The 24,408-nt window shown below is 39.8% G+C and carries 21 protein-coding genes, 1 pseudogene and 1 other annotated feature; of the genes and pseudogenes, 21 read left to right on the top strand and 1 reads right to left on the bottom strand.

The window, feature by feature from the left end; all coding sequences use genetic code 11:
- Window positions 1-8 precede the first annotated feature (8 nt).
- Window positions 9-1,046, top strand: coding sequence for an RNA-binding cell elongation regulator Jag/EloR (gene jag / locus ACUW85_RS05580; protein ID WP_182023592.1), 1,038 nt, complete (start codon window positions 9-11; stop codon window positions 1,044-1,046).
- A gap of 96 nt (window positions 1,047-1,142) precedes the next feature.
- Here the strand turns inward: jag and ACUW85_RS05575 are convergent, their stop codons facing one another.
- Window positions 1,143-1,628, bottom strand: coding sequence for an adenine deaminase C-terminal domain-containing protein (locus tag ACUW85_RS05575; RefSeq protein ID WP_310648934.1), 486 nt, complete (start codon window positions 1,626-1,628; stop codon window positions 1,143-1,145).
- Window positions 1,629-1,648: 20 nt separating this feature from the next.
- On the opposite strand from ACUW85_RS05575, the pseudogene ACUW85_RS05570 reads away from it, so the two are divergent.
- The 20 genes and pseudogenes from ACUW85_RS05570 to msrA form a co-directional block, all read left to right on the top strand.
- A pseudogene (locus tag ACUW85_RS05570) lies at window positions 1,649-1,876 on the top strand (PTS sugar transporter subunit IIA); the annotation flags it as partial.
- 314 nt (window positions 1,877-2,190) lie between these two features.
- Window positions 2,191-3,420, top strand: coding sequence for a mechanosensitive ion channel (locus ACUW85_RS05565; protein ID WP_182023593.1), 1,230 nt, complete (start codon window positions 2,191-2,193; stop codon window positions 3,418-3,420).
- A gap of 181 nt (window positions 3,421-3,601) precedes the next feature.
- Window positions 3,602-4,798: a GerMN domain-containing protein gene (locus ACUW85_RS05560; RefSeq protein WP_182023594.1), complete on the top strand. Its 1,197-nt coding sequence runs from the start codon at window positions 3,602-3,604 to the stop codon at window positions 4,796-4,798.
- 324 nt (window positions 4,799-5,122) lie between these two features.
- On the top strand, window positions 5,123-6,514 hold the full coding sequence (gene mnmE, locus ACUW85_RS05555) for a tRNA uridine-5-carboxymethylaminomethyl(34) synthesis GTPase MnmE (RefSeq protein WP_016897183.1): 1,392 nt from the start codon (window positions 5,123-5,125) through the stop codon (window positions 6,512-6,514).
- 24 nt (window positions 6,515-6,538) lie between these two features.
- Window positions 6,539-8,437, top strand: a complete 1,899-nt coding sequence (gene mnmG / locus ACUW85_RS05550; RefSeq protein WP_182023595.1) for a tRNA uridine-5-carboxymethylaminomethyl(34) synthesis enzyme MnmG — start codon at window positions 6,539-6,541, stop codon at window positions 8,435-8,437.
- 228 nt (window positions 8,438-8,665) lie between these two features.
- Entirely contained in the window at window positions 8,666-8,998 is a 333-nt protein-coding gene (locus ACUW85_RS05545) for a DsrE family protein (protein WP_048726904.1), read from the top strand.
- 55 nt (window positions 8,999-9,053) lie between these two features.
- The gene (gene rsmG / locus ACUW85_RS05540) at window positions 9,054-9,770 is read left to right on the top strand and encodes a 16S rRNA (guanine(527)-N(7))-methyltransferase RsmG (protein WP_048726901.1); all 717 of its coding nucleotides are present in this window, start codon (window positions 9,054-9,056) and stop codon (window positions 9,768-9,770) included.
- Between the two features lie 208 nt (window positions 9,771-9,978).
- Entirely contained in the window at window positions 9,979-10,755 is a 777-nt protein-coding gene (locus tag ACUW85_RS05535; protein WP_026465522.1) for a ParA family protein, read from the top strand.
- On the top strand, window positions 10,736-11,719 hold the full coding sequence (locus tag ACUW85_RS05530) for a ParB/RepB/Spo0J family partition protein (RefSeq protein ID WP_149256109.1): 984 nt from the start codon (window positions 10,736-10,738) through the stop codon (window positions 11,717-11,719). The genes ACUW85_RS05535 and ACUW85_RS05530 overlap by 20 nt, the downstream gene beginning before the upstream one ends.
- Window positions 11,720-11,751: 32 nt before the next feature.
- Window positions 11,752-11,931, top strand: a complete 180-nt coding sequence (locus ACUW85_RS05525) for a DUF951 domain-containing protein (RefSeq protein ID WP_034252707.1) — start codon at window positions 11,752-11,754, stop codon at window positions 11,929-11,931.
- A 118-nt stretch (window positions 11,932-12,049) separates the two neighbouring features.
- Complete coding sequence (ychF, locus tag ACUW85_RS05520) at window positions 12,050-13,144, top strand: redox-regulated ATPase YchF (protein WP_059134986.1); 1,095 nt, start codon at window positions 12,050-12,052, stop codon at window positions 13,142-13,144.
- 32 nt (window positions 13,145-13,176) lie between these two features.
- Window positions 13,177-13,923 carry a DUF1129 domain-containing protein gene (locus tag ACUW85_RS05515; protein WP_149256108.1) on the top strand — a complete coding sequence of 249 codons (747 nt, stop codon included), beginning with the start codon at window positions 13,177-13,179 and terminating at the stop codon, window positions 13,921-13,923.
- 121 nt (window positions 13,924-14,044) lie between these two features.
- Window positions 14,045-15,130, top strand: a complete 1,086-nt coding sequence (locus ACUW85_RS05510) for a thioredoxin domain-containing protein (protein ID WP_149256107.1) — start codon at window positions 14,045-14,047, stop codon at window positions 15,128-15,130.
- 26 nt (window positions 15,131-15,156) lie between these two features.
- Window positions 15,157-15,669, top strand: coding sequence for a thioredoxin domain-containing protein (locus tag ACUW85_RS05505; RefSeq protein ID WP_149315322.1), 513 nt, complete (start codon window positions 15,157-15,159; stop codon window positions 15,667-15,669).
- A gap of 404 nt (window positions 15,670-16,073) precedes the next feature.
- On the top strand, window positions 16,074-17,558 hold the full coding sequence (gene guaB / locus ACUW85_RS05500; RefSeq protein WP_149315323.1) for an IMP dehydrogenase: 1,485 nt from the start codon (window positions 16,074-16,076) through the stop codon (window positions 17,556-17,558).
- Window positions 17,559-17,770: 212 nt separating this feature from the next.
- Window positions 17,771-18,454 carry a response regulator transcription factor gene (locus ACUW85_RS05495; protein ID WP_003142967.1) on the top strand — a complete coding sequence of 228 codons (684 nt, stop codon included), beginning with the start codon at window positions 17,771-17,773 and terminating at the stop codon, window positions 18,452-18,454.
- Between the two features lie 164 nt (window positions 18,455-18,618).
- Entirely contained in the window at window positions 18,619-19,770 is a 1,152-nt protein-coding gene (locus ACUW85_RS05490) for a sensor histidine kinase (protein WP_182023596.1), read from the top strand.
- Window positions 19,771-21,180, top strand: coding sequence for a D-alanyl-D-alanine carboxypeptidase family protein (locus tag ACUW85_RS05485; RefSeq protein ID WP_149315325.1), 1,410 nt, complete (start codon window positions 19,771-19,773; stop codon window positions 21,178-21,180). It begins immediately after the preceding gene.
- A gap of 610 nt (window positions 21,181-21,790) precedes the next feature.
- Window positions 21,791-22,033, top strand: a binding site (T-box leader).
- A 62-nt stretch (window positions 22,034-22,095) separates the two neighbouring features.
- The gene (gene serS, locus ACUW85_RS05480; protein ID WP_048726880.1) at window positions 22,096-23,403 is read left to right on the top strand and encodes a serine--tRNA ligase; all 1,308 of its coding nucleotides are present in this window, start codon (window positions 22,096-22,098) and stop codon (window positions 23,401-23,403) included.
- A 55-nt stretch (window positions 23,404-23,458) separates the two neighbouring features.
- Complete coding sequence (gene msrA, locus ACUW85_RS05475) at window positions 23,459-23,986, top strand: peptide-methionine (S)-S-oxide reductase MsrA (protein WP_003142973.1); 528 nt, start codon at window positions 23,459-23,461, stop codon at window positions 23,984-23,986.
- Window positions 23,987-24,408 lie beyond the last annotated feature (422 nt).

The raw sequence follows: 24,408 nt of genomic DNA, 5'->3' as shown, positions 1-24,408 counted from the left end.
TTCTTGTATTGAAAACTGAAAGATTTGAAGCGACTTCAGTCGATGCTGCTATTGCCAAAGGCTTGCAACAACTTCGGTTGGCGCGAGAAGATGTTGAAGTTCAAGTAATTCAAGAAGCCAAAAAAGGATTTCTCGGTTTAGGGGCAAAGGATGCGATTATAGCCATCCATTACCCTGAACGAGAAGTGTCCGAAATTGATGCTACAACAGATGACTTATTTTCCTTCTCTGATTTAGGTCAAGAAAACACATCAGCAGTGGTGCCATCTAAGGATTTAGAGGATCAACCGTCTGAAAATACAGATACAGCAATCAATTCAGTAACAGATGAAACCGAAGAAGACGTTGTTGAATCAACAAGTTCTGAGGAAGAGCCAGAGGCCCAAGGCACTGAGTTTGAATCGGAGCAAGACGTTGAAGAAGAACCTGCCTCTGATGAAGTGACTACTGAAAAGTCTGAATCATCAATTAATGAAGAAACTTTTACTAAAGAAGCAACTATTACTGAAGTAGAAGTTCAATCAGAAGAAGTGGCAGCTGAAGAGGCTGAAAAGCCTGTTCAAGCGGACCAGGACTTGGAATTGGTAGATGAAGACTTCAAAGATGTGGAACATGTTGCTGAATACCTGATAGACGTGTTGGCATCCTACCTAGTAGACGCCAATATTGAGGTTGAAGACCGTGGTCGTACTATTATTTACAATATCCAAACTGAGAAAAAAGGGTTGGTTATTGGTAAACACGGGAAAATCATTAATTCATTAGAAACACTTGCCCAAGTGATGACCCACCAATATGTGCGCCCACATGTCAAAGTGATTGTAAATGTTGGCAATTATCGGGAAAGACGTCAAGAAACCTTAGCGAGATTAGCACGTAAAACAGCGGACCAAGTGGCCAATTCAAAACAACCTGTTTTCTTGGACCCACTACCTGCTGCGGAACGTAAAATTATCCACGCGCAATTGGCTAGATATTCATATATTGCGACCCATTCTGAAGGGAAAGAACCGCATAGATATCTAGTTGTATCTTACAAAGACTAAAAATAATAAAAATATTAACAGCAAACGACCCCCATTATCACTGGATATTGAGGGTCGTTTTTTCTGGTTATTATCGCTTTATAATATTACATTTTCTTATACAAATTGCCCCAGATTCACATCATGTAGACCATTATCTGTTAGCCGTAATTCTGGAATGACCGTTAATGCAATGAAAGATAGGGTCATAAACGGATCGATAGATTCAGGTACACCGAGTGCTTTAGCATGCGCCACCATCTTATTTAATTGCGCTTGTACCGTTTTGCCTGACTGGATACTGATAATACCAGCCAATTCTAGTGGTAGGGCTGCAACAATTTCCCCTTTAGAAGCAATCACATAGCCCCCTTGAATACGGTCCAATTCTTTCACAGCCAGTAGAATATCAGCGTCATTATCGCCCACAGCCGTAATATTATGCGCATCATGGGACACACTAGTCGCAATCGCGCCATTTTCAATATTATAGCCCTTAATCGCGCTCACACCGATACCACCCGAATGACCGTGACGTTCAATCACACAAGCCTTATTGAAGTCTCTATTGGCTTCAAATTTGCCATCTACACTAGGTAATATCTCTTCAGACCCTCTCTATAGGCATTTCGGTTCTACAAATCCCGTTTGGGGTAGATTTTTCTGACGACCCCAATGAAGAAAAGATGGCCATGGTTGTCTTTGGGATTGCCGGGGTTAACAATGAACACCTGGATTTACTGTCTAAAATCGCTATTTTCTGTTCAATCCTTGATAACGTGGTGAAATTGGTAAATGCTGAAAATGAAGCAGAAATTATAACTTTATTGGATAGCGTTGAAGCAGCCTAATATAGAAAATTAAATGAATATATAAGGAGTTAGCTTATCTTTAGGGGTAAAGTTAGCTCTTTTTTTATTTAGTGTGTGGTTGAAATAATCATTTTTCAAGGGGTAAAAATACAAAAATCTCTAAAATTGTATTCATAATGTATTTTATATATAAATAAAAAATGCAAAAACCCATTATGCTAAAGGTTATAAAACAACCCAAAGTATATCGCGTGAATATCACTTATAAATATGGTAAACTAGAAATAGTCTTAAGGAATTCTTTATTTTTGAAGTTTTCCAAATAAATTTTTAGATAAAAGGAGATGGAAAAAATGGATTTAGCAGGTTTATGGGCTAGCTTAGCTGCTAGCATACCAGCCATCATTGGTGGTATATTATTAATTCTTATTGCGTGGATCGTGGCAGTATTAGTTAAAAAGGCAGTTTCAAAAGGTTTACGAGCGGTGGGATTACCAGGTCGCTTCGTGAAATGGAATATTGCAGAGACTGAGGATCAAGCGGAAACAACGATTGATACTATCGCGCAAATTCTATACTACATTGTTTGGGTGCTATTCTTACCAGGCATCTTCGATACATTTGGTTTAGCTTCTATTGCGACACCAATTCATGATATGACAGCAAATGCTTTAGGCTTCTTACCATCAATCGTTGGTGCAATCATTATTATGATTGTAGCGGAAGTGGTAGCGCGTTTAGTGAAACAATTAGTTTACTCACTAGTTAAAACAGTTAACATCGACAAGTATGTGGCTAAATTTACTGGTAACAAAACAGCAGACGGACAAACAGTAGATACAATTGCTAACGTACTTTCTTATGTAGCTTACATTGTTGTTTTCATTCCAATTGCAGTTGTAGCCCTTGAAACATTAGGGATTTCTTCAATTGTAACACCAATCATCGGTGTGTTAAATAGCGTAGCTGCTGCAATTCCAAATATCTTAGTAGCAGTAATCTTATTAGGTGTTGGATTTGCGATTGCTAAAGTCATTGGTGAGTTAGTACAAAACTTACTTGCGGGTACTGGTTTAAACAACTTATTCAACCGTGAAACTGGTGCAACAACTAAAAACATCAATGTTTCAGAAATCATTGGTCAAGTAGTTGCAGTAGTCATTGGTTTATTCTTTACGGTTGAAGCCTTAAACGTATTAAACTTAGCGATCTTAAACACTGTTGGTGCAGCAATCATTGCTTACCTACCGAACGTATTAATTGCCTTAATTATCTTAGGGCTTGGTATCTTTGGTGGCCGTTTCGTTGGCGACTTAGTGAATAAAGCAACTCAAAGCAAATGGGTTGGTGCAATCATTAAAGGCGTATTCGTAGTCTTCTCAGTATTTATGGCATTAGATCAATTGAACTTTGCTAACAATATTGTGAACATGGCCTTCCTATTTATCATTGGTGGTTTATCAGTTGCCTTTGCCTTATCATTTGGTTTAGGTGGACGCGACTTCGCGAAAAAACAACTAGAAAAATTAGACAAAAAAATTGAAGAAGAATCTGGTCAAAACTACAAAAACGACCAATTCTAATCATCAATGAAAGATAAGATCTTACCCCTGGCTGTTTGCTGGGGGTTTTTCTTTGTGCTATTCAACTGCATGAAGTCTTTAAGACGGCTTAGGCTTTACCGTAACGCTTTAACTATATTATGAAAACAGATACAATAAAAGTGATAAAAGTATTCATGATTGATTCTGGGAGGTGTCAAAAATGAAACAGAAAGCAACTTGGTTTTTACTATTGAGTACGTCATTACTGTTAGGTTCATGTTCTTGGTTTAATAATGCAGAAGATATTTATGATGAAAGTGAGACATCCTCGTCTGAACAAGTGTCCTCAAGTGCTAGTGATGAAACATCAGAAGATTCACAATCCAGTCAGTTGAGTTCAACAGCAGAAAGTGACACAGATGATGAAGCAAGTGAAAGTTCTTCCTCAGAAGTGGCGCCAGCTTTAACAGTGACTGACTATTTTCCAATGATTGAAGGGTATCAGGCAGTTTTTGAGGGTGATGGGAATGAGTTTGCGGGCTTTACCCGGACCTATGATTTTATTAATGATGAGTTTTTAACTATGCGGACGGCAACTGCAGGAACAACAACACTAGAGTTAATGGCGATTACAGCAGATAAGGCTGAAGTGATCGTGACCAAGCCAGAAACTTATAGCCATGAAGAATTGACCCGCGATATGATTACCCAAATAGATGAGCCAACGAGAGTCTTGATTGAGGGGCCGATTGAAGTGGGTCATACTTGGGATAGTGACGGACGGCGACGTGAAATTACTGGTATCGATGTGCCTGTTGAAACGAAGACTGGCAGTTACGAGACTCTAGAGGTCAGTGAATACAGTGAAAATAGTGTTCGCAGAGAGTATTATGCCCCAGATGTGGGATTGGTTTACGCAGAAGATGAAAGTACTGACCCTGAAGCGTATTATTCCGTCACTCAAATTTTGAGTCAGTTATCTTTTGAAGGTTGGGGTGAGGAGGTTACTTTCTACTATCCAAATGGCGAAGGTGAATTTGAACAAGCAAATGAAACGGTGGCGATGACGACTAATGATGATATGGCGCTGAAATTCACGCAGATTTTCCAGGGAGGCAACAGCGCGGACCAACAAATGATGACTAAAAGTGTTGATATCAATAGCATCAGTGTTGACGGTCAGGACCCAAGGGCGGGCAAGAATGTCTATGTTGACTTTAGCGAAAATATCAGTGAATTGGCGGATGATCCACAAGGGAAGGCTAAGTTGGATGCCATGATGGCAACGATGGTCCAGTATTATAATGCCGACTACATTCAACCTACTATTGAAGGCGACTATATGGTCATTGATGGTGTTGTTGAATTAACCCCAGCTTATCCATTATACGAAGTCCCTGAAAATATTCAGCCTTAAATGACAGGTAAATCGACAGATAAAGATGACAAAATGAACGCTCAGCCTGAATCTAGTTGGGCGCTTTATAATGGGTGCCCAACAAAAGCTGCTTGCCCTTTTTCCAAACAGTAGTAAACTAGGATGAAAAAGTCGCAATTTCTGAATTGAAATTGTTTACTTTTAAATTGAGATTGCGTATAATACCGAATGTATAAAAAAGTAGTTTGACAGTCAAAGTGTCTTTCTAGTCCGACCAGGCCATGGGAGGGGTAGATTGGGCGCTTTTTTATTTGCACAAATATAAACTATAGTAGATAAATTTAGATAGAAAGGAACATATTCATGATTACTCGTGGTTTTGATACAATTGCAGCTATTTCATCGGCACCGGGCGAGGGTGCGATTGGGATTGTCCGTCTTTCAGGTGATGACGCACTAGCGATTGCAGATAAGGTTTATAATTTAGGTCAGAAAAAATTGAGTACGCAAGATAGTCATACCATTCATTATGGACATATTGTAGATCCAAAAGATGGGCAAGAGATTGACGAAGTGATGGTGTCTGTTATGCGTGAACCAAAAACATTTACGCGTGAAGATATTGTTGAGATTAATACCCATGGTGGGATTGTGGCGACAAATCGCGTGCTGGAACTCGTTTTGCGTGAAGGGGCTACCCTAGCAGAACCAGGTGAATTCACCAAACGTGCCTTTATCAACGGACGAATTGACTTAACCCAAGCAGAAGCTGTGATGGATTTAATCCGTGCTAAAACGGACCGGTCAATGGATTTAGCTGTTAAGCAGTTGGACGGAAAATTATCCAATTTAATCGAAAATTTACGTCAAGACATTTTAAATACCTTGGCGCAAGTTGAAGTAAACATTGACTACCCGGAATACGATGATGTGGAAGAAATGACCCTTAAATTATTGGGCGAGAAAACAACTATTATCAAGAACCGAATCGATGGCTTATTATCGACCGCTAAACAAGGAAAAATCTTGCGTGACGGGATTTCAACTGCCATTGTGGGTCGTCCAAATGTAGGGAAATCTTCCTTACTGAATGCCTTATTAAGAGAAGAAAAGGCCATTGTAACGGATATTGAAGGCACAACGCGTGACACGGTTGAAGAATATATCAATATCCGCGGGGTACCCTTGAAATTAGTGGATACAGCGGGTATTCGTGACACAGAAGATGTGGTGGAACGTATCGGTGTGGAACGGTCGAAGAAGGCCCTAAAGGAAGCAGAATTGGTGTTATTATTACTCAACCAATCTGAAGCCTTAACAGCTGGTGACCGTGAGCTTTTAGCCTTAACCCAAGACCATAAACGAATTATTATCATGAATAAAATTGATTTACCAAACCAACTTTTAAAAGAATCCCTATTAGAGTGGGTTGAAGAGGACGAAATCATTGCCACGTCTATGATGACTCAAGAAGGTATTGACGCTTTAGAGGAGAAAATTGCAGACTACTTCTTCTCAGGTCAATCAGGGGAAAAAGACGCGACTTATGTTTCTAACGCCCGTCATATAGACCTTTTACAAAAAGCGAGTCAATCATTAGACGAAGTGAAAAACGGGATTGATATGGGCATGCCAGTTGACTTGATTCAAATCGACTTTACCCGTGCTTGGGAAATTTTAGGTGAAATTATTGGTGAAAATGCGCCGGATGAACTATTAACACAACTATTCAGTCAATTCTGTTTAGGTAAATAAAAGAAGCGTAGAAAGGATGAGATGATGCAAACTTATGAAGCAGGCAAATATGATGTCATTGTAGTTGGTGCTGGGCATGCAGGTAGTGAAGCAGCTTTAGCCGCAGCGCGTATGGGCGCTGAAACCATGTTGATCACGATTAATATTGATATGGTTGCCTTTATGCCATGTAACCCGTCAATTGGGGGACCAGCTAAAGGGGTAGTTGTAAGAGAGATCGATGCCCTTGGTGGTGAAATGGGCCGCAATATTGATAAAACATATATCCAAATGCGTATGCTGAATACAGGTAAGGGACCAGCTGTCCGTGCCTTACGTGCGCAAGCAGATAAAGATGAATACGCCAAAGAAATGCGTAGAACTATCGAAAACCAAGACCACTTAACCCTACGTCAAGGGTTAGTAGACGACTTAATTATTGAAGATGATACGGTTAAAGGGATTATCACCAACACAGGTGCTATTTACCGTGCAGATGCTGTTATTTTGACAACTGGTACGGCAGCCCGTGGTGAAATTATTATTGGGGAATTAAAATATTCTTCAGGTCCAAACAACTCGCAACCAGCTGAGAAATTGACTGGGAATATGGCGGAAAAATACGGCTTTGATATTGCCCGCTTTAAAACTGGTACACCGCCACGCGTGGACAAACGTACGATCAACTATGATGCAACGGAAATCCAACCGGGTGATGATGCACCAAATCATTTTTCATTCATGTCTAAAGACGCGGATTACTTACCATTAGTAGACCAAGTCCCATGTTTCTTGACTTATACCAATGAAGCAACCCATGAAACGATTCGTGAAAACTTACATCGTGCACCAATGTTTACAGGTATCGTTGAGGGTGTAGGTGCCCGTTACTGTCCGTCAATTGAAGATAAGATTGTGCGTTTTGCAGATAAACCAAAACACCAAATCTTCCTTGAGCCTGAAGGGTTAGATAACGAAGAAATCTATGTCCAAGGACTTTCAACTTCACTACCAGAAGACGTTCAAAATGACATGATTCATTCAGTTAAAGGCTTGGAAAACGCACGTATCATGCGTAACGGATACGCCATTGAGTATGATGTGGTGAAACCAAACCAATTGAAAGTAAACTTAGAAACTAAACAAGTGGCCAACTTATTTACAGCCGGTCAAACAAACGGTACTTCTGGTTATGAAGAAGCTGCTGGTCAAGGTTTATACGCAGGGATCAACGCCGTCCTTAAAATCCGTGGCGAAGAGCCATTTGTTATCGGCCGTGACCAAGGCTATATTGGGGTAATGATTGATGACTTAGTCACAAAAGGGACAACTGAACCGTATCGATTATTAACATCACGCGCTGAATACCGTTTATTATTACGTCATGACAACGCTGATACTCGTTTAACTGAAAAAGGTTATGAATTTGGTTTAGTATCTGGAGAACAATACAGCTTATACAAATCAAACCAAGCAGAGGTTGCTGAAGAATTAGACCGTTTAGCCAATGTTCGCTTGAAACCAACTCAAGAATTACAAGACTACCTAGCAGAGAAAAATTCCGCAGCCTTAAAAGATGGGATTATGGCGAGCGACTTACTACGTCGTCCAGAGCTTAAAATTGACGATATCCTTAAATTCGCCCCAAGCGACAAGGATTTATCACGTCAAGTAACAGAACAAGTTGAAATCCAAATCAAATATGCTGGTTATATTGTTAAAGAACAACGTAAAGTAGAAAAATTACACCGTTTAGAGCAAAAAGAGATTCCAGCTGACATCGATTGGGATGCCATCGACAGTTTAGCCACTGAAGCGCGCCAGCGCTTGAAAGAAATCGGCCCACGCACCTTAGCACAAGCTAGTCGTGTATCAGGTGTAAACCCTGCAGATGTATCCATTATCATGGTTTACCTGCAAGGTGGTCACGTCGCACGTGTTTAAGTCAGAAGATATGAAAAGCTATCCTACAATTCTGGGATAGCTTTTTAACGTATGATGAATCTAATCGTAAACGGCTATAATAGACTTAAGGCATATGCTATAATTTAAGGGAATGAAACGATTGATTACAAGATCGTTTAAAGCAAGATAATAGCTGTATGGTCCTAGTAAATTTGTAAGCTATACGAAAACAAATGCCAAGGTAAATGAATAAAAAGGAGTAATCTAATGTTAAAACGTGTTATTTTTCATGTACATGAGATGAAAGATTGGGAAACCATCTTACCAACTATTCAAAATGCGCTAAATGATGTGGAAGATTTACAAGTGATTGTCCTAGCCAATGGTCGTGCTGTCCGGGTTGCTGTGCGTGAAGAATATCACCAAAGCTTAGAAAAACTCGTGAAACAAGGTGTGACGGTTGAGTTATGCCAACATTCGCTACAAGCGCAAGGATTTGATCCAGAAATGGTGAATAGTCGCTTATTTACCTCGGTTGTATCAGGCATTGCCGAATTAATTAACCGCCAACATGATGGTTACGCCTATATTCGTGCTTAATTAATGACTTTACTTTATCAATCCAACCAGAATCTAATATAGAAAGTAGACAATCATGAATCCAGAATTATTTAAAAATAGCTTAGCGGATGCAGGTATCCACTTAAATGACCAACAAATGACACAATTCAACCGTTATTTCGAATTATTGGTTGAATGGAATGAAAAAATTAATTTAACCGCCATTACAGAACTTGAAGAAGTGTATTTGAAACACTTCTATGATTCACTGACTGTAGCAATGCATGTAGAGATGGCTGACCAGGGATATCGCTTGGTAGATGTGGGTTCAGGCGCTGGGTTCCCCAGCATTCCACTAAAAATTGCCTTTCCAAACTTAGACATCACTATTGTTGACTCATTGAATAAACGTATCAACTTTATCAATGAAGTGGTGAATGAACTTGGTTTAGAAGGAGTGCATGCCTACCACGATCGCGCTGAAACTTTTGGTCAAAACCCACAATTCCGTGGTCAGTTTGATTTTGCTACTGCTAGAGCGGTGGCTAGATTAAACTTATTAGCAGAATTTTGTTTACCCCTAGTGAAAAAAGATGGCCAATTCTTAGCGATGAAAGCACAGCAATCTGATGATGAAATTGAGGAAGCAAAACATGCTATTGCTGTCTTAGGTGGTAAATTTGCCGAAGACATTCAATTTGACTTACCAGCTGAAGCTGGGGAGCGTCATATTTTACGGATTGAAAAGCCAAAAGAAACACCAAATAAGTATCCGCGTAAACCAGGAAAGCCAGCGAAAAGTCCGCTATAAATAAAGTGATTAAAAGTATTTTATGTGATAATAGAATTATTTAAACAATATATAGGCTTTTTTGGTACAATGGTAAAGAATAAATGACATGAGAAGCATAATATTGCGAAAAATAGGCCAAACTATTTTGAATGAATGCGAAAGGAACGGAAACGCATTCCGTTCCTTTTTTATTGAAAATGATGTATACAACGCAGGGGGTTAGAAAATGGGTAAAGTAATCGCAGTCGCCAATCAAAAAGGTGGTGTCGGGAAGACAACAACAACTGTCAACTTAGCATCCGCACTTGCCTATCAAGGAAAGAAAATTTTATTAATCGATAGTGATGCGCAAGGGAATGCGACGAGTGGATTAGGTATTGCTAAGGGTTCTGTTGAAAATAGCATCTATGACGTGTTGATCAACGAAGTTGCCGTAAAAGATGCGGTAGTATCTTCATCACGCGAGAACCTTTCTGTTGTACCGGCAACAATTTCATTGGCAGGGGCTGAGGTCGAACTTACCAGTATCGCCCACCGTGAACAAAAGATGAAAGAAGCCATTCAACCGATTAGAAATGACTATGACTATATCTTCATTGACTGTCCGCCTTCACTAGGTCACTTGACAATCAATGCCTTCACTAGTGCAGATTCCGTACTGATTCCAGTACAAAGTGAATACTATGCCCTAGAAGGATTAAGTCAATTATTGAACACAATCCAATTAGTTCAAAAACACTTCAATGCAGGGCTAAAAATTGAAGGTGTTTTAATGACAATGTATGATGCAAGAACAAACTTATCGAATGAAGTTGTAGAAGAAGTCCGGAAGTACTTTGGTCAAGCAGTGTATACGACCTTGATTCCGCGAAATGTGCGCTTGTCTGAAGCACCATCATATGGACAATCCATCATTGATTATGATATTCGTTCTCGTGGCGCTGAAGTGTATCTGGAATTGGCAAAGGAAGTGCTAGAAAATAATGGCGAAACAAACAAATAAGCATAATAAGGGACTTGGCCGTGGGATTGATGCCTTTTTTGGTGGCGAAGCACTTTTTACCCAAGATGAGACAGACCAAGAGCAAGTTGACGTAAAAGATACAGCTGAAACAAGTAAGCAAACTGCAAACGAAGCGACTGTTGAAGCCCCTGCGACTGACAAAATGGTGCAGGAAATCAGTGTTGAAGATATTCGTCCAAACCCTTACCAACCCCGGCACCAATTCGATGAAGATGCCTTGAACGACTTGGCTAAATCTATTCAAGAGCAAGGCATTTTTCAGCCGATCACCCTACGTAAATCTTCGGTGAAAGGGTATGAAATTATTGCTGGTGAACGACGTTTTCGTGCGTCTAAAATCGCCGGTTTAACGACTGTCCCAGCCATTGTACGTGAATTTTCTGATGAACAGATGATCGAAGCGTCTATCATCGAAAATTTACAACGTGAAGACCTAACAGCCCTAGAAGAAGCTATGGCTTATCAACAATTGATTGATGTTTTAGCAATTACGCAAGATGAAGCAGCTAAACGCCTGGGGAAATCCAGAACTTATATCACCAACCATTTACGTTTACTAGGTTTGAGTGACGATATCAAAGCCCTAGTGCAATCAGGTGCCTTATCCGCAGGTCAGGCCCGGACTATTTTAGGTTTAAAATCGAAAAAAGACCAATCAAGTCTAGCTAAGAAGGTTGTTGCAGAAGGCATTACCGTTCGCCAATTGGAGAAAATGGTACAAGCCTTAAACGAGCCGGCGGACAAGGATATTAAAAAAGACGACGGCAAGAAAGAAGTCGTGCCACCTTATATCCGCGAAAGCGAAGACCGGTTAATGGATAAATTTGGGACGAATGTTCAAATCAATAGTCGCGGAAAACGCGGTAAAATCGAAATCGAATACCTTTCTGAAGAAGATTTAACCCGTATTCTAGATCTTTTGAATATTAAATTTGAGGATTAGAGGTGTATGTCTTGGGAGACAAAGAATATGGCATGCACGATATCGTGCAAATGAAAAAACAACACCCGTGTGGTGAAAATGCTTGGAAAATCATTCGTTTAGGTGCGGATATCCGCATCAAATGCCAAGGTTGTGGCCAATCAGTCATGATGCCACGCCGTGAATTTGAAAAGAAAATGAAGAAAATCATTAAACCAGCAGACAATAACTAGGGGTTAATACCCGTTTTGCCGATATTGGTCTAATGTGTTCGAGTTTTCAATCATCAAAATGACTTAAATGATAGAAATAAAGAAAAAATATCCTTAATAAAGAAAGTAGCGTGAAGAAATGGCCTTAACTGCCGGAATCGTAGGATTACCAAATGTTGGAAAATCTACCTTATTTAATGCAATCACAAAATCTCAAGTAGAAGCTGCAAACTATCCCTTTGCAACGATCGACCCGAATGTGGGAGTTGTAGAAGTACCAGATAGCCGTCTACAAACACTTACTGAATTCTACGTACCAAAGAAAACTGTCCCAACAACTTTTGAATTTACGGATATTGCCGGAATTGTTAAAGGGGCAAGTAAGGGTGAAGGTTTAGGAAACAAATTCTTAGCCAACATTCGTGAAGTAGATGCGATTGTCCACGTGGTTCGTTGCTTTGAAGATGGGAATATCACCCACGTTTCTGGAAAAGTAGATCCAGCTGACGATATTGAAACAATTAACCTAGAGTTAATCTTATCTGACTTAGAAACAGTCAATAAACGCTACGAAAAAGCAGTTAAAATGGCTAAATCAAAAGACCATGATGCAATCGTTGAAGCCAACGCTTTAGCTAAGGTAAAAGAAGTGCTTGAAGCTGGTAAATCAGCTCGAACAGTGACTTTTACTGAAGAAGAACAGCCATTTATTGACCGCATGTTCCTTTTGACAACAAAACCAATCTTATACGTAGCGAACGTAAGCGAGGATGATGCAGCAACTGGTAATGACTATGTTGAAATCGTACGCGGCATTGCTAATGAAGAGGATGCTGAAGTGGTAATTGTTTCAGCGCAAATCGAAGAAGAGTTGGCATCATTGGACGATGAAGACCGTGAAATGTTCATGGAAGACTTGGGGATGGAAGTGTCTGGATTAGATCGTTTAATCCAACGCGCTTACACTCTATTAGGTCTTGAAACTTACTTTACTGCTGGTGAACAAGAAGTACGTGCTTGGACCTTCAAGAAGGGCATGAAAGCCCCACAAGCAGCGGGTGTAATTCACTCAGACTTTGAAAAAGGCTTTATCCGTGCAGAAACTTTATCTTATGAAGATTTACTGACTTATGGTAGTGAAAAAGCTGCCAAAGAAGCAGGTCGCTACCGTTCTGAAGGTAAGGACTACGTTGTGAAAGACGGCGATATCTTACTATTTAGATTTAACGTTTAAGATCATTCAGGAAAAAGGAGATTTGACCAACAATGGCATTAGGAAATGAGAAAAAATCGAGAGCTGAAATTCAAGCTGAACGTGAAGCGGCTGAAAAAGCAGCCCACCAACGCATCAAAGACGAACGCGAAGGCCTATACGCAGGTTTAACCAAACGTAACCAAGAATTTATGATCAAATTTATGAATGAAATCAATGCTTTAGGTTACGATGGCGATATCGACTTAAAAGAAAATCAAATGTTACATACCCTTATTGAAGAGCAAGACAAAGGGGTTACTGCCAAACAATTATACGGTACACCAACAACTTACGCCCAAGAACTACACCAAAACCCTAACGACGGTAATGGGGCAGTTCAAGCAGGCGACAGCCCGTTCTGGCACTACTGGGTTGAAGGTGGCTTATTGATTGGTGGTGTATTCGCGGGTATTTCTGGATTGACCTTATTAATTGGTTCTGAAAATGCGAGCTCAGGCCCAGCTGGTTTATTCACGCTAATCTTAAACTTTATTATTGGGGGATTAGCTATGGCTGTGTTGACGACTAACCAACCTGATATGTCTAAACCGAAGAAAGAACGTGGCACTATGCGCTACATCTTGATTTCAGTAGCTGTTTTATTAGCTTGGATCCTACTCATTTCTCTAACAGAATTCCTACCAACAAGTATAAACCCAGAATTACCATTATTCGCTTACCTAGCTCTAGCAGTCCTAGGTTTAGCTGCCAGATGGTGGTTTAAACGCGAATTTAAAGTACAAAATACCTTGTTCTAAAAACATGAGTCTGTCAGTTATTCTGGCAGGCTTTTTTGATAGCTTCGAGTTGTTATTTTTGGCATGACGAGAAAACTTCGTTAAGATAAGGGTATTAAAAGTACAAAGGACGTGTAATAAAATGGATGCAACAAATATTGATTTCTCAACAGTTTCAGATGACCTAGGATTTCGTTACGGGAAAGCAGACGCACCGGTAAAACTATATGCCTACTTAAACGTAGAATGTCCTTTTTCAAGGAAATTCGAACAACAGAATACGGCGATTATTCAAGAATTCGTTGAAGCGGGCAAAGTACAATATATTGTGAAGCCCATAAACCGCCCAACTGGTCATTTGCGTAAAGGGAATGTGATGCATAGTTACCTGACTTACGATGACCCGGAAAATGCCTTCAAACAGCTAACAGAGATGTTTGCGACTCGTCAAGAATGGACGGAATTAGACGAAGCGGGTGTAGCAGCATATGCTGAAAACCAATTAGGTTACGCTAAACAAGACAACGATGATATCCAAGAAGCCATTAAAGCTGAAGCGGTTGAAGTAGGCGCTAAAACAGTGCCAACTGCCTATGTATTTGGCCAAGCCTTTGACGAGCACGAAGACAACAAGACTATCCGCGAATGGTTTAACGCTGCTTACCAAACAGCTACTGCAACAGAAGACTATGATTTCGGGGCCGACAAATTAGATTTAGACAAGGTTACGGATAAACGGGCTATTAAATACGGCCAAGATGATGCACCGATTAAGGTGACTGAATACATCAACTTCCGTTGCCAAGGGTCTAAAAACTTTGAAGACGCTGTGTCTGAAAAATTAGAGAGCCTAGCGGATGAAGGGAAGATTCAACGGATTATTAAACACGTTGATATCGATAAGGCTGGCTTAGCTAAAGGGGAAGTTATTAACCGCTTTGTAGACTACAAGGACCAAGAAAAAGCCTACAAACAATTCAAAGAAATCTTCGCCCGTCATGGTGAATGGATAACGACAGACTTTGGTGGCATCGTAGACTTTGCTATTGAAACGCTATCTTATCAATACCAAGGCAACCGCCTGCAAAACGATGTCGTTAAAGCTGAATTTGAAGCGCTTGGCGGTACAGCAACCCCAACAATCGTCGTAAATAATGACAAAGCTTTTGTGGGGCCAAATGCAGCAGCTGACTTAATCGATTACTTAGACGAACAAATTGCCCAGTAAGGAAAAAATAATAAGGAGGCATTTAGATGACCTTTCAAACAGATAAAATCACCTATCAAGATGCGATTAAACTTGGAAAAGATACAGCCAAGGTTAAAGTAGTTGAATACTACAACCTTGCTTGTCCGGATGCCTTAAATTACCAGGAGCAATTCGCCTTCTTCCTAGATCCTTTAATTCAAACTGGGCAGGTGCAACGGATTTTGAAGCATTATGATAAAACCAGTCCGCGCCTACAAAAAGGTAACCTTGTCCATGATTACATCGATTACGACAACCAAGAAGCGGCCTATACTGTGGCAGACCAATACCTTCGGTCACAAAATGACTGGGCGCGTTTAGATCTAGACAAAGTTGAAGCCTATTTAACCCAACAAGGACGTGTGCAACAAGACAATAGCGAACTAGCAGCCCGCGTATTTGGAGAAGCACAAGCAGTTGGTGTCGGCGCGGTGCCAACGGTTTTCATCGAAGACCAAGCCTTCGTTGAAACAGTAGACCCAGAAGCCTTCAAACAAGCCATAATGGAAAGAATCTAAGTATTTGGATTTTTCTCGGCAAACTTATACGAATAATCACTCAAAGGTCGTGGCTTAATGTCACGGCTTTTTGTGTCGTATAAATTTTGGATTTGTAATTTGAAAAGTATGTCGTTTAGTCTTATTTTTATGTGGGCCTTGTTAAGACTGGATTTTGCTATAGGCATAAGGTAAATATATATAGGTAAAAGAAGAGATGATTTCTTTAACCAATTTCCGAACTATAACATTTGATCCAAGTTTCCAAAAGCGTATATATCTTTTTCAAACAAATAAAAAACGAACAATATCTTTAATATATAAAAATAATCCATTTATTTACGAAATATAAGGTTGACCTTGTTGGTGTATGGTGGTAGGATAGTAAAAATCAATTTTATACAGAAAAGGGGAATGAATGAAAAATGACTACTGCATGGGAAAACAAATTCGCTAAAGAGGGATTAACATTCGATGACGTCTTACTATTGCCAGCACATTCAGAGGTGTTGCCAAATGAGGTAGATTTAGGCGTAGAGTTGGCGCCCAACTTGAAATTAAATATTCCAATCCTTTCAGCTTCAATGGATACTGTAACGGATGCAAGCATGGCCATCGCTATGGCACGCCAAGGTGGACTTGGTATTATTCATAAAAATATGACGATTGCCCAACAAGCGGATGAAGTCCGTAAGGTTAAACGTTCAGAGTCAGGTGTCATTTCAGACCCATTCTATCTATTCCCAGACTCACCAGTTCACGAAGCAGAATCCTTGATGGATCGTTACCGTATTTCTGGTGTACCGATCATCGACAATGAAGCAGACCATAAATTAGTGGGTATCCTAACAAACCGTGATATCCGTTTCTTAGAAAACCATGACCAACCGATTGAAAATGTGATGACCAAAGACAACTTAGTTGTTGCACCACAAGGAACTTCTTTAGAAGAAGCGAGTCACATTTTATATGAGAATCGTATTGAAAAATTATTATTAGTTGATGATGAAGGTCGTTTAACAGGTTTAGTTACTATTAAAGATATTGAACGCGTTACAGACTATCCAAATTCTGCTAAAGACGCAAAAGGTCGTTTAATTGCGGGTGCTGCAGTTGGCGTTACTTCAGATACATTTGAGCGTGTGGGTGCTTTACTTGAAGCAGGTGCAGATGCGATTGTAATCGATACTGCACATGGTCACTCTGCAGGGGTTTTACGTAAAATTACACAAATTCGCCAAGAGTTCCCAGAAGCTACTTTAATCGCTGGAAATGTAGCGACAGCTGAAGGTACACGTGCTTTATATGAAGCAGGTGTTGACGTGGTTAAAGTAGGGATTGGACCTGGATCAATTTGTACAACACGTGTGGTTGCTGGTGTTGGGGTACCACAAATTACAGCGGTGTATGACGCAGCTAGTGTAGCCAACGAATACGGCAAGACCATTATTGCGGATGGTGGGATCAAATTCTCAGGTGATATTGTCAAAGCTTTAGCGGCTGGTGGCCATGCAGTCATGTTAGGTTCAATGTTAGCGGGTACTGACGAAGCACCAGGGGAATTAGAAATCTTCCAAGGGCGTCAATTTAAAACTTACCGTGGTATGGGTTCTTTAGGGGCTATGAAAAAAGGTTCTGCGGACCGTTACTTCCAAGGTGAAGTCAACGAAGCCAACAAATTAGTGCCTGAAGGAATCGAAGGACGCGTTGCTTATAAGGGCTCTGTTTCAGGTATTATCTTCCAATTACTTGGTGGTATTGAATCAGGTATGGGCTATTGCGGTGCTGCAACAGTTGAAGACTTACGTCAACATGCACAATTTATTCGCATGACAGGTGCTGGTTTAATTGAATCGCATCCGCATGATGTACAAATCACTAAAGAAGCGCCAAACTATTCAAGAGGCTAATCGATTAAAGACGAAAATATTCCGAGGGCAAGTGGGTCAGCATGACTGCGCTTGTCCTTTTTCAATGGAAAAATCTTTAATATAGGTCGGAAAAGCTTGTGATATCAAGTCTTAAGGCATTCTTAACTACTTTTAAATAGAAATATAGGACTTATGTGGTTGGGGTTTGTTAAAATAAGATAGAGAGATTATAGAGTTCGGAGGATAACCTAATGAAAATTTTAATTACTGATGACGATAAGGAAATCGTTGAATTATTAACTATATATGCTACAAATGAAGACTACGAGGTAATCCAGGCTTTTGATGGGGATGAGGCCTTGAAGAAAATTGCTGAGAATCCTGATATTGCGATGATGGTGTTGGATATTATGATGCCTGGTAAGGATGGGATTACGGTGATTAAGGAGTTACGGAAACGTGATGTGGATATGCCAATTTTACTATTATCTGCTAAATCGTCTGATATGGACAAGATTTCTGGTTTAACGACTGGTGCGGATGATTATGTGACAAAACCCTTTAACCCGCTTGAAGTGATGGCTCGTATCAAGTCTTTATTGCGTCGTGCTTCTACAGCTGGCGATGATTCAGCAACGATTGAAGTTGGCCCGCTTGTAATTAACAAAAATTCTCATGAGGTAAAGACAACAGATGGTCAACAAATTCAACTAACTGCGCTAGAATTTGGTATATTATACTTACTAGCTAGTAATCCAAATAACGTATTCTCTGCTGACGAGATTTTTGAACGTGTATGGCAGCAAGAGTCTGTGGTATCAGCGAAGACTGTTATGGTCCACGTGAGCCATTTGCGTGATAAGATCGGTGAAGCTACAGGTGGGGACAAGGTAATCTCAACTGTTTGGGGTGTAGGTTATAAAATTACAGCCTAAGCGCTAAGTATAGAAAGCGTCTGGTATCACGGCGAATGTTCTGTAAGACTGGGGAATGCGATATTGGTATCAACGCACCTAGTCTTTTTTACATTTTTATAGTAGCCAGTTAGTCGGTTAGGTAGTTAATAGTTCAATGACAGTAATAGTTAGAAGGTGCGCTCTTGCAAAAAAAGAAAAGTAGAATGCATACAGAGCTTTTTTTTGAAGCGATTGTGTGGCTAGCGATATTGGTCATACTGTATTTTGGGTTAATGTTCGTGTTGATCACGGTCTATGAAACCAATTATTCAGTCTTGTTACGGACATATCCTGGCTCTTTTTTTGTCCACCCACAATTTCAACAAAATTTCTTTCTGTCTCTAACCGTGGTTTACTTGGTGATGAGTGTTTCCTTTGTTGGCTGGCGGATTTATCGGCGGCTACGGGCGGTTCAATTGGGCTATGTGCTTGAAGAACTGCACTATATTTCGCAAGGAAACTACCATCATAAGATTTCTACTTCCGAGTTGAATGGGATGCAGCCGGTTGTAGATTCGATTAATCGTTTGGTCGACTCCACTGTTAAAGCGCGGGAAGAAGAGCGGCGGATTGAACAGTCTAAGGATGACTTGATAACCAATATGAGTCATGACATTCGGACGCCGCTTACTTCCGTGATTGGTTACTTGACCTTATTGAAGCAGGAAGGGTTGAAAGACCCAGAAAAGGCTATGAAGTATATCAATATTGCTTACGATAAGGCCGTTCAAATGCAACGGATGACTGAAGATTTGTTTGAATATACTAAGGTCAAACAAGTGGATACTAAGTTGGCTATTAACCGGATCAATGTGGTACGTATGGTAGAACAAATTACGGTAGAGTTTGAATTAGAGGCCAATAAAGTCGGCCGTGAATTTCAAATTGTGGCCGAACCGGATGACAATATCCTAGTCGATATTGACCCAGAAAAATTTGTACGTATTTTTTCCAATTTATTTACCAATGCCTTTAAATATGGTGGAAAGGGTAAGTATATCAGGATTTCAATCTATCAAGACCAAGAAAAGACCAAGTTTGTCGTTGAAAATGACGGCGCTAAGATTCCTAAGGGGCAACTGAAGGACCTATTCCAGAGATTTTATCGGGGGGATAAATCTCGAACTGAGCCGCAGACGGGTAGTGGTTTGGGGTTAGCGATTACGCAATCGATTATTGAACTGCACCGTGGTGAAATTCACGCGGAGTCGGACCATAGAGGGACACGGTTCATTTTCACTATTCCTAATCGCTTTGAAGATTTAGAGGATCATGTAGAAATGGAGGGAATATAAGTGAAGAATAAGTTGACAAAAGTTTTGACCACAGCATTGGTTGCCTTGTTAGGTCTCAATTTGGCCCAAGTGCCGATGGCTGTGTTAGCAACTGAAAATACGACTGTAGACACTAGTCAAGCGAGTGAGGCAACAAGTGGTACGGTAGCAGAATTTTCAGAAGAAATTGCGACAAATTACGGGTTGAATATCGATGCCGCGATGGTCATTGATAGTGAATCTGGCCAAATTTTATATGACCAAAATGGGGCCGATTTACACGGGATTGCTTCATTGACTAAGTTAATTGCCTTGTTTGTTGTCTATGATGAAATTGCAGCAGGAAATTTGTCTTTTGACACTAAAGTGCCTGTCTCAGAGGCAGTTTCAGAGCTTTCCGTAGCGGCTGGTTTATCTAATGTACCATTAGAAGAATCAACTGATTATTATACAGTGGATGCTTTAATTGATGCTGCTGTGATTGGGTCAGGGAATGCAGCCGTAGTTGCCTTGGCAGAATATATTGCCGGCTCAGAGCAATCTTTTGTTGAAATGATGGATGACAAATTAACCGAATTAGGCATCAAAGACTTCGAATTATATACCGCTTCAGGTTTAGCCGGTTCATGGTTAACCACAACTGATGGTTCAGCGTCACCGTACTCAATTGACCAAGAAAATATGATGCAGGCCCGAGATATCTTGTTCGTGGCCCGTGAAATCGTCAATGAATATCCGGATGTTTTAGAACGGTCTAATGTCACTTCAAAAGAATTCCAAGTATCGGATACGGAGACTTATACTTTAGAGAGCACCAACCTGTTTTTACCAGGCAATGCCTACGAACGTGACGACGTGTCTGGTCTTAAAACTGGAACTGAATCTATTGCCGGTCGTTGTATCATCATCATGAGTCAAATCGATGGCCGCGACATCGTGCTTGTGACCTTAGGTGCTGAAACAGAAGATGAACGGTATGTAAATACAGGCACATTACTGACTGCCCTACAAGAAAACCTTGCTTATACTACCCTTTATGAAGAAGGTGCCCCTTGGTTGCCTGCTGATAACGTAGCTATTTACCAAGGTGTCGTTAGTGGCGTAGATCTGAACTATGCCGAAACGAATGCCCTGTTCTTACCTTATAATTATGATTTAGAAAATAATTCGACTACAACTTATGATGCAGCCTTCCAATATGACGCTGTAGGGAACTTAGCGCTGACAGCGCCATTGTCAGTGGACCAATCAATTAATACTTTCAATACGACGGTGAACTTTGATGAAAGTCTCTTTAACCAATTGGATATGTCAAATGCCATTGTACCAGCAGAAGATGTCGACAAGGTCAGCATTGTTGTACAAGTGGCACGCATCATGGAAGATCTGTTTAAAGGCTGGATGGAAGATATCCAAGGCGTTTTTAGTTAACAACCGTATAGATTTTCAAGAAATGAAATACATCGTATTGCTCAAATGATTTATAAATTTATCTAGAGACGGACACACTTCGTTTTTTATACAGGCTTGAACAACACTGTTTGTAAAAGCTCTAGACAAGATACACGTTTGCGAGTGCCGTAATTAACAAAACTATCGTTTGTATTTAGGTAAGATAACGATCTGATTTGTAGTCTAAAAGTACTGGTATTACAAAACTAAACAAATCTCATGAGTACGATGTTTTGAATGTGTGACTGTTAGGGGTTGGAATGCTAATATAATGATGCTTCTGATATGTTGATTAAGATAAATACAAGTTTTATAAATATTTTTTCGCTAAAGTCATGATGTCTTGTCATGGCTTTTATACGTGTCTGTAGAAGCGTATTTGTGACTTTATAGGGGTGTGTTGTGCCAAGCAACGTAGATTTGATTGTTGCTTAATTTTGCATAGGTGAAGTGGTAAGCACAGGGGAAAGTTCCAACTATCTATAAATGGCTTTTTTTCTAGCTCTGCACAAGTCTAAACGAATTTATGAGCACCTAATTTGGCGCAATTGACTTTTAATTGCCTCAAATATATAATGGAGGCAATATAAGAAAAGTATCGATTGTGAATAGTAATATAGGCTGATTTCTAGAGAGCTTGCGGTAGGTGAAAGCAGGTAATTAAGCGATATGAATCCACACAATCACTGACTACGAATATGAGGATTTAATCCTAATTAAGTAGAGCCGGGTTAGCCGTTATCTAATAAGCGTAAGACATGGTATTTCTGTGTCTTAAAGTAGGGTGGCACCGCGCAATAATATATGAGCTTCAAGCTATTTCGTCCCTTCCAATTTTTTGGAAGACCGGAATAGCTTTTTTATTTACTTATTTATATATAGGAGGAAAACGAAATGATTGATATTAAATTATTAAGAGACAACTTTGATGCGACTGCGGAAAAATACGCTAGCCGTGGGGTTGCAAAAGATGAATTAGAGAAATTAATTGATTTAGACGGCCAACGCCGTGAGGTGATTTCTCAAACAGAAACTTTAAAAGCGGAACGTAATGCCGTTTCTGATGAAATTGGCTTATTACGCCGCAACAAAGAAAATGCGGATGATAAAATTGCCCGCATGAAAGAAGTAGGCGAAGAAATCCTTGTTTTAGACAAAAAACTTGCTAAATTGGATGAGCAAGTGACTTACATTATGGACCGTTTACCAAACTTACCACATGATTCAGTACCAGTTGGTGCCGATGAAGATGACAACGTTGAAGTGCGACGATGGAGCCAAGCCCCTGAGTTTGATTTTGAACCAAAAGCGCACTACGAAATTGGTGAAGAATTAGGTATTTTAGACTTTGAACGTGGGGCTAAAGTTTCAGGTGCGAGATTCTTATACTATCGTGGTTTAGGTGCCCGTTTAGAGCGTGCTGTTTATAACTTTATGTTGGATCAACACCAAGAAGAAGGTTACGAGGAAATCATTCCTCCTTACTTAGTGAACGACAAAGCTATGTATGGTACTGGTCAATTCCCTAAATTTACTGAAGATGTTTTCTCTACAACGAATGAAGATCGCCACCTAACATTAATCCCAACAGCAGAAGTACCATTAACCAATTATTTTGCAAATGAAATTATTCCTGGAGAAGATTTACCTATCTATTTCACCGCCATGTCACCAAGTTTCCGTTCAGAAGCAGGATCTGCTGGTCGCGATACACGTGGTTTAATTCGTCTACACCAATTCCAAAAAGTAGAGATGGTGAAGTTTGCCCGACCTGAAGATTCATATGACGAATTAGAAAAAATGGTGAATAATGCCGAAAATATCCTACAAAAATTAAACTTACCATATCGTGTAATGACATTATCTACTGGTGATATGGGGTTCTCAGCTGCTAAAACTTATGACTTAGAAGTATGGGTACCAGCGCAAGAAACATACCGTGAAATTTCTTCATGTTCAAACACTGAAGCCTTCCAAGCGCGTCGTGCTTTAATCCGTTTCCGTAACGCAAACGGTAAACCTGAATATGTGCATACATTAAATGGTTCTGGTTTAGCTGTTGGGCGTACAGTAACAGCTATTTTAGAAAACTATCAAAACGCAGATGGTTCAGTAACAATCCCTGAAGCGTTAGTACCTTACATGGGTGGTATTACAGAAATCACAAAAGAAAATGCTTCTGGCGTTTCAAAATTAAAATAATGTAATACAATAGAGGTGGATTAATTTTTTAAATTTAACGAAAGGAGCAATTAGGATGTCTAAAGAAACAGCAGTATTTGCCGGCGGATGTTTTTGGTGTATGGTTCAACCATTCGAAGAAATGGATGGTATTGAAAAAGTTACATCAGGATACACTGGCGGCCACAAAGAAAATCCTACATATGAAGAAGTTTGCTCGGGCACAACCGGTCATACAGAAGCAGTTGAGATTGAATTTGATAATGAAAAAATAAGCTATTCAGAATTACTAGATATTTATTGGCAACAAACAGACCCAACAGATGCAATGGGGCAATTTGTTGATCGTGGTGATTCTTATCGACCTGAAATCTTTGTGAACAGCGAAGAACAGGCTAAAGCAGCAATGGCATCTAAAGCAGCTTTAGATGCGAGTGGTCGTTTTAACAAACCAGTTCTAACACAAATCACGAAAGCAACAACTTTCTGGCCAGCGGAAGATTACCATCAACAATTCTACAAAAAGAATCCAGCCCACTATAAACGTTATAGTGAATTATCTGGTCGTAAAACATTCATCAAAGATAGTTGGGAAGAAGCTTAATCGCTGATTCCTACTAATCGAAATAAGAAGATCCTGGGTATATTATCTAGGGTCTTTTATTTTTTGAAGAAATACGAAAAATAGGTTTACAAGAATTGTGAAAGATGATACTATATTTTTCAGATGTTATTATTGTTTCTGTTGAAACATTGAAGAAAATATTTTGAAAAAATTGTTGACTTCAACCAGCTGAACATGGTAATATCTAATAGTTGCGTTACAACGTAACAACAACCGAGAAAACAACATTTTAAATAACTTTTAAAGAGTTGTTGACTTCCAGTTAAACTCGTGATACTATTAAATAGTTGTCACAAGGGCGACGAAATAGACCTTTGAAAACTGAACAAAGAAGACAAACCAAAAATTGTGTATGGAATCATTTGATTCCAACAATTAAAAGTAGTGAGAACTACTATAAA

Source organism: Aerococcus sp. 150760013-2, assembly GCF_053627715.1.
Note: the sequence above shows the minus strand (reverse complement) of the source record. Positions and strands in the feature narration are given on the sequence as shown.

Excerpts from the sequence above, each read along its gene's own strand:
- ACUW85_RS05565 (WP_182023593.1), top strand. The coding sequence starts at position 2,191 with ATGGATTTAGCAGGTTTATGGGCTAGCTTAGCTGCTAGCATACCAGCC.
- ACUW85_RS05560 (WP_182023594.1), top strand. The coding sequence starts at position 3,602 with ATGAAACAGAAAGCAACTTGGTTTTTACTATTGAGTACGTCATTACTG.
- mnmE (WP_016897183.1), top strand. The coding sequence starts at position 5,123 with ATGATTACTCGTGGTTTTGATACAATTGCAGCTATTTCATCGGCACCG.
- mnmG (WP_182023595.1), top strand. The coding sequence starts at position 6,539 with ATGCAAACTTATGAAGCAGGCAAATATGATGTCATTGTAGTTGGTGCT.
- ACUW85_RS05545 (WP_048726904.1), top strand. The coding sequence starts at position 8,666 with ATGTTAAAACGTGTTATTTTTCATGTACATGAGATGAAAGATTGGGAA.
- rsmG (WP_048726901.1), top strand. The coding sequence starts at position 9,054 with ATGAATCCAGAATTATTTAAAAATAGCTTAGCGGATGCAGGTATCCAC.
- ACUW85_RS05535 (WP_026465522.1), top strand. The coding sequence starts at position 9,979 with ATGGGTAAAGTAATCGCAGTCGCCAATCAAAAAGGTGGTGTCGGGAAG.
- ACUW85_RS05530 (WP_149256109.1), top strand. The coding sequence starts at position 10,736 with ATGGCGAAACAAACAAATAAGCATAATAAGGGACTTGGCCGTGGGATT.
- ACUW85_RS05525 (WP_034252707.1), top strand. The coding sequence starts at position 11,752 with ATGCACGATATCGTGCAAATGAAAAAACAACACCCGTGTGGTGAAAAT.
- ychF (WP_059134986.1), top strand. The coding sequence starts at position 12,050 with ATGGCCTTAACTGCCGGAATCGTAGGATTACCAAATGTTGGAAAATCT.
- ACUW85_RS05515 (WP_149256108.1), top strand. The coding sequence starts at position 13,177 with ATGGCATTAGGAAATGAGAAAAAATCGAGAGCTGAAATTCAAGCTGAA.
- ACUW85_RS05510 (WP_149256107.1), top strand. The coding sequence starts at position 14,045 with ATGGATGCAACAAATATTGATTTCTCAACAGTTTCAGATGACCTAGGA.
- ACUW85_RS05505 (WP_149315322.1), top strand. The coding sequence starts at position 15,157 with ATGACCTTTCAAACAGATAAAATCACCTATCAAGATGCGATTAAACTT.
- guaB (WP_149315323.1), top strand. The coding sequence starts at position 16,074 with ATGACTACTGCATGGGAAAACAAATTCGCTAAAGAGGGATTAACATTC.
- ACUW85_RS05495 (WP_003142967.1), top strand. The coding sequence starts at position 17,771 with ATGAAAATTTTAATTACTGATGACGATAAGGAAATCGTTGAATTATTA.
- serS (WP_048726880.1), top strand. The coding sequence starts at position 22,096 with ATGATTGATATTAAATTATTAAGAGACAACTTTGATGCGACTGCGGAA.
- msrA (WP_003142973.1), top strand. The coding sequence starts at position 23,459 with ATGTCTAAAGAAACAGCAGTATTTGCCGGCGGATGTTTTTGGTGTATG.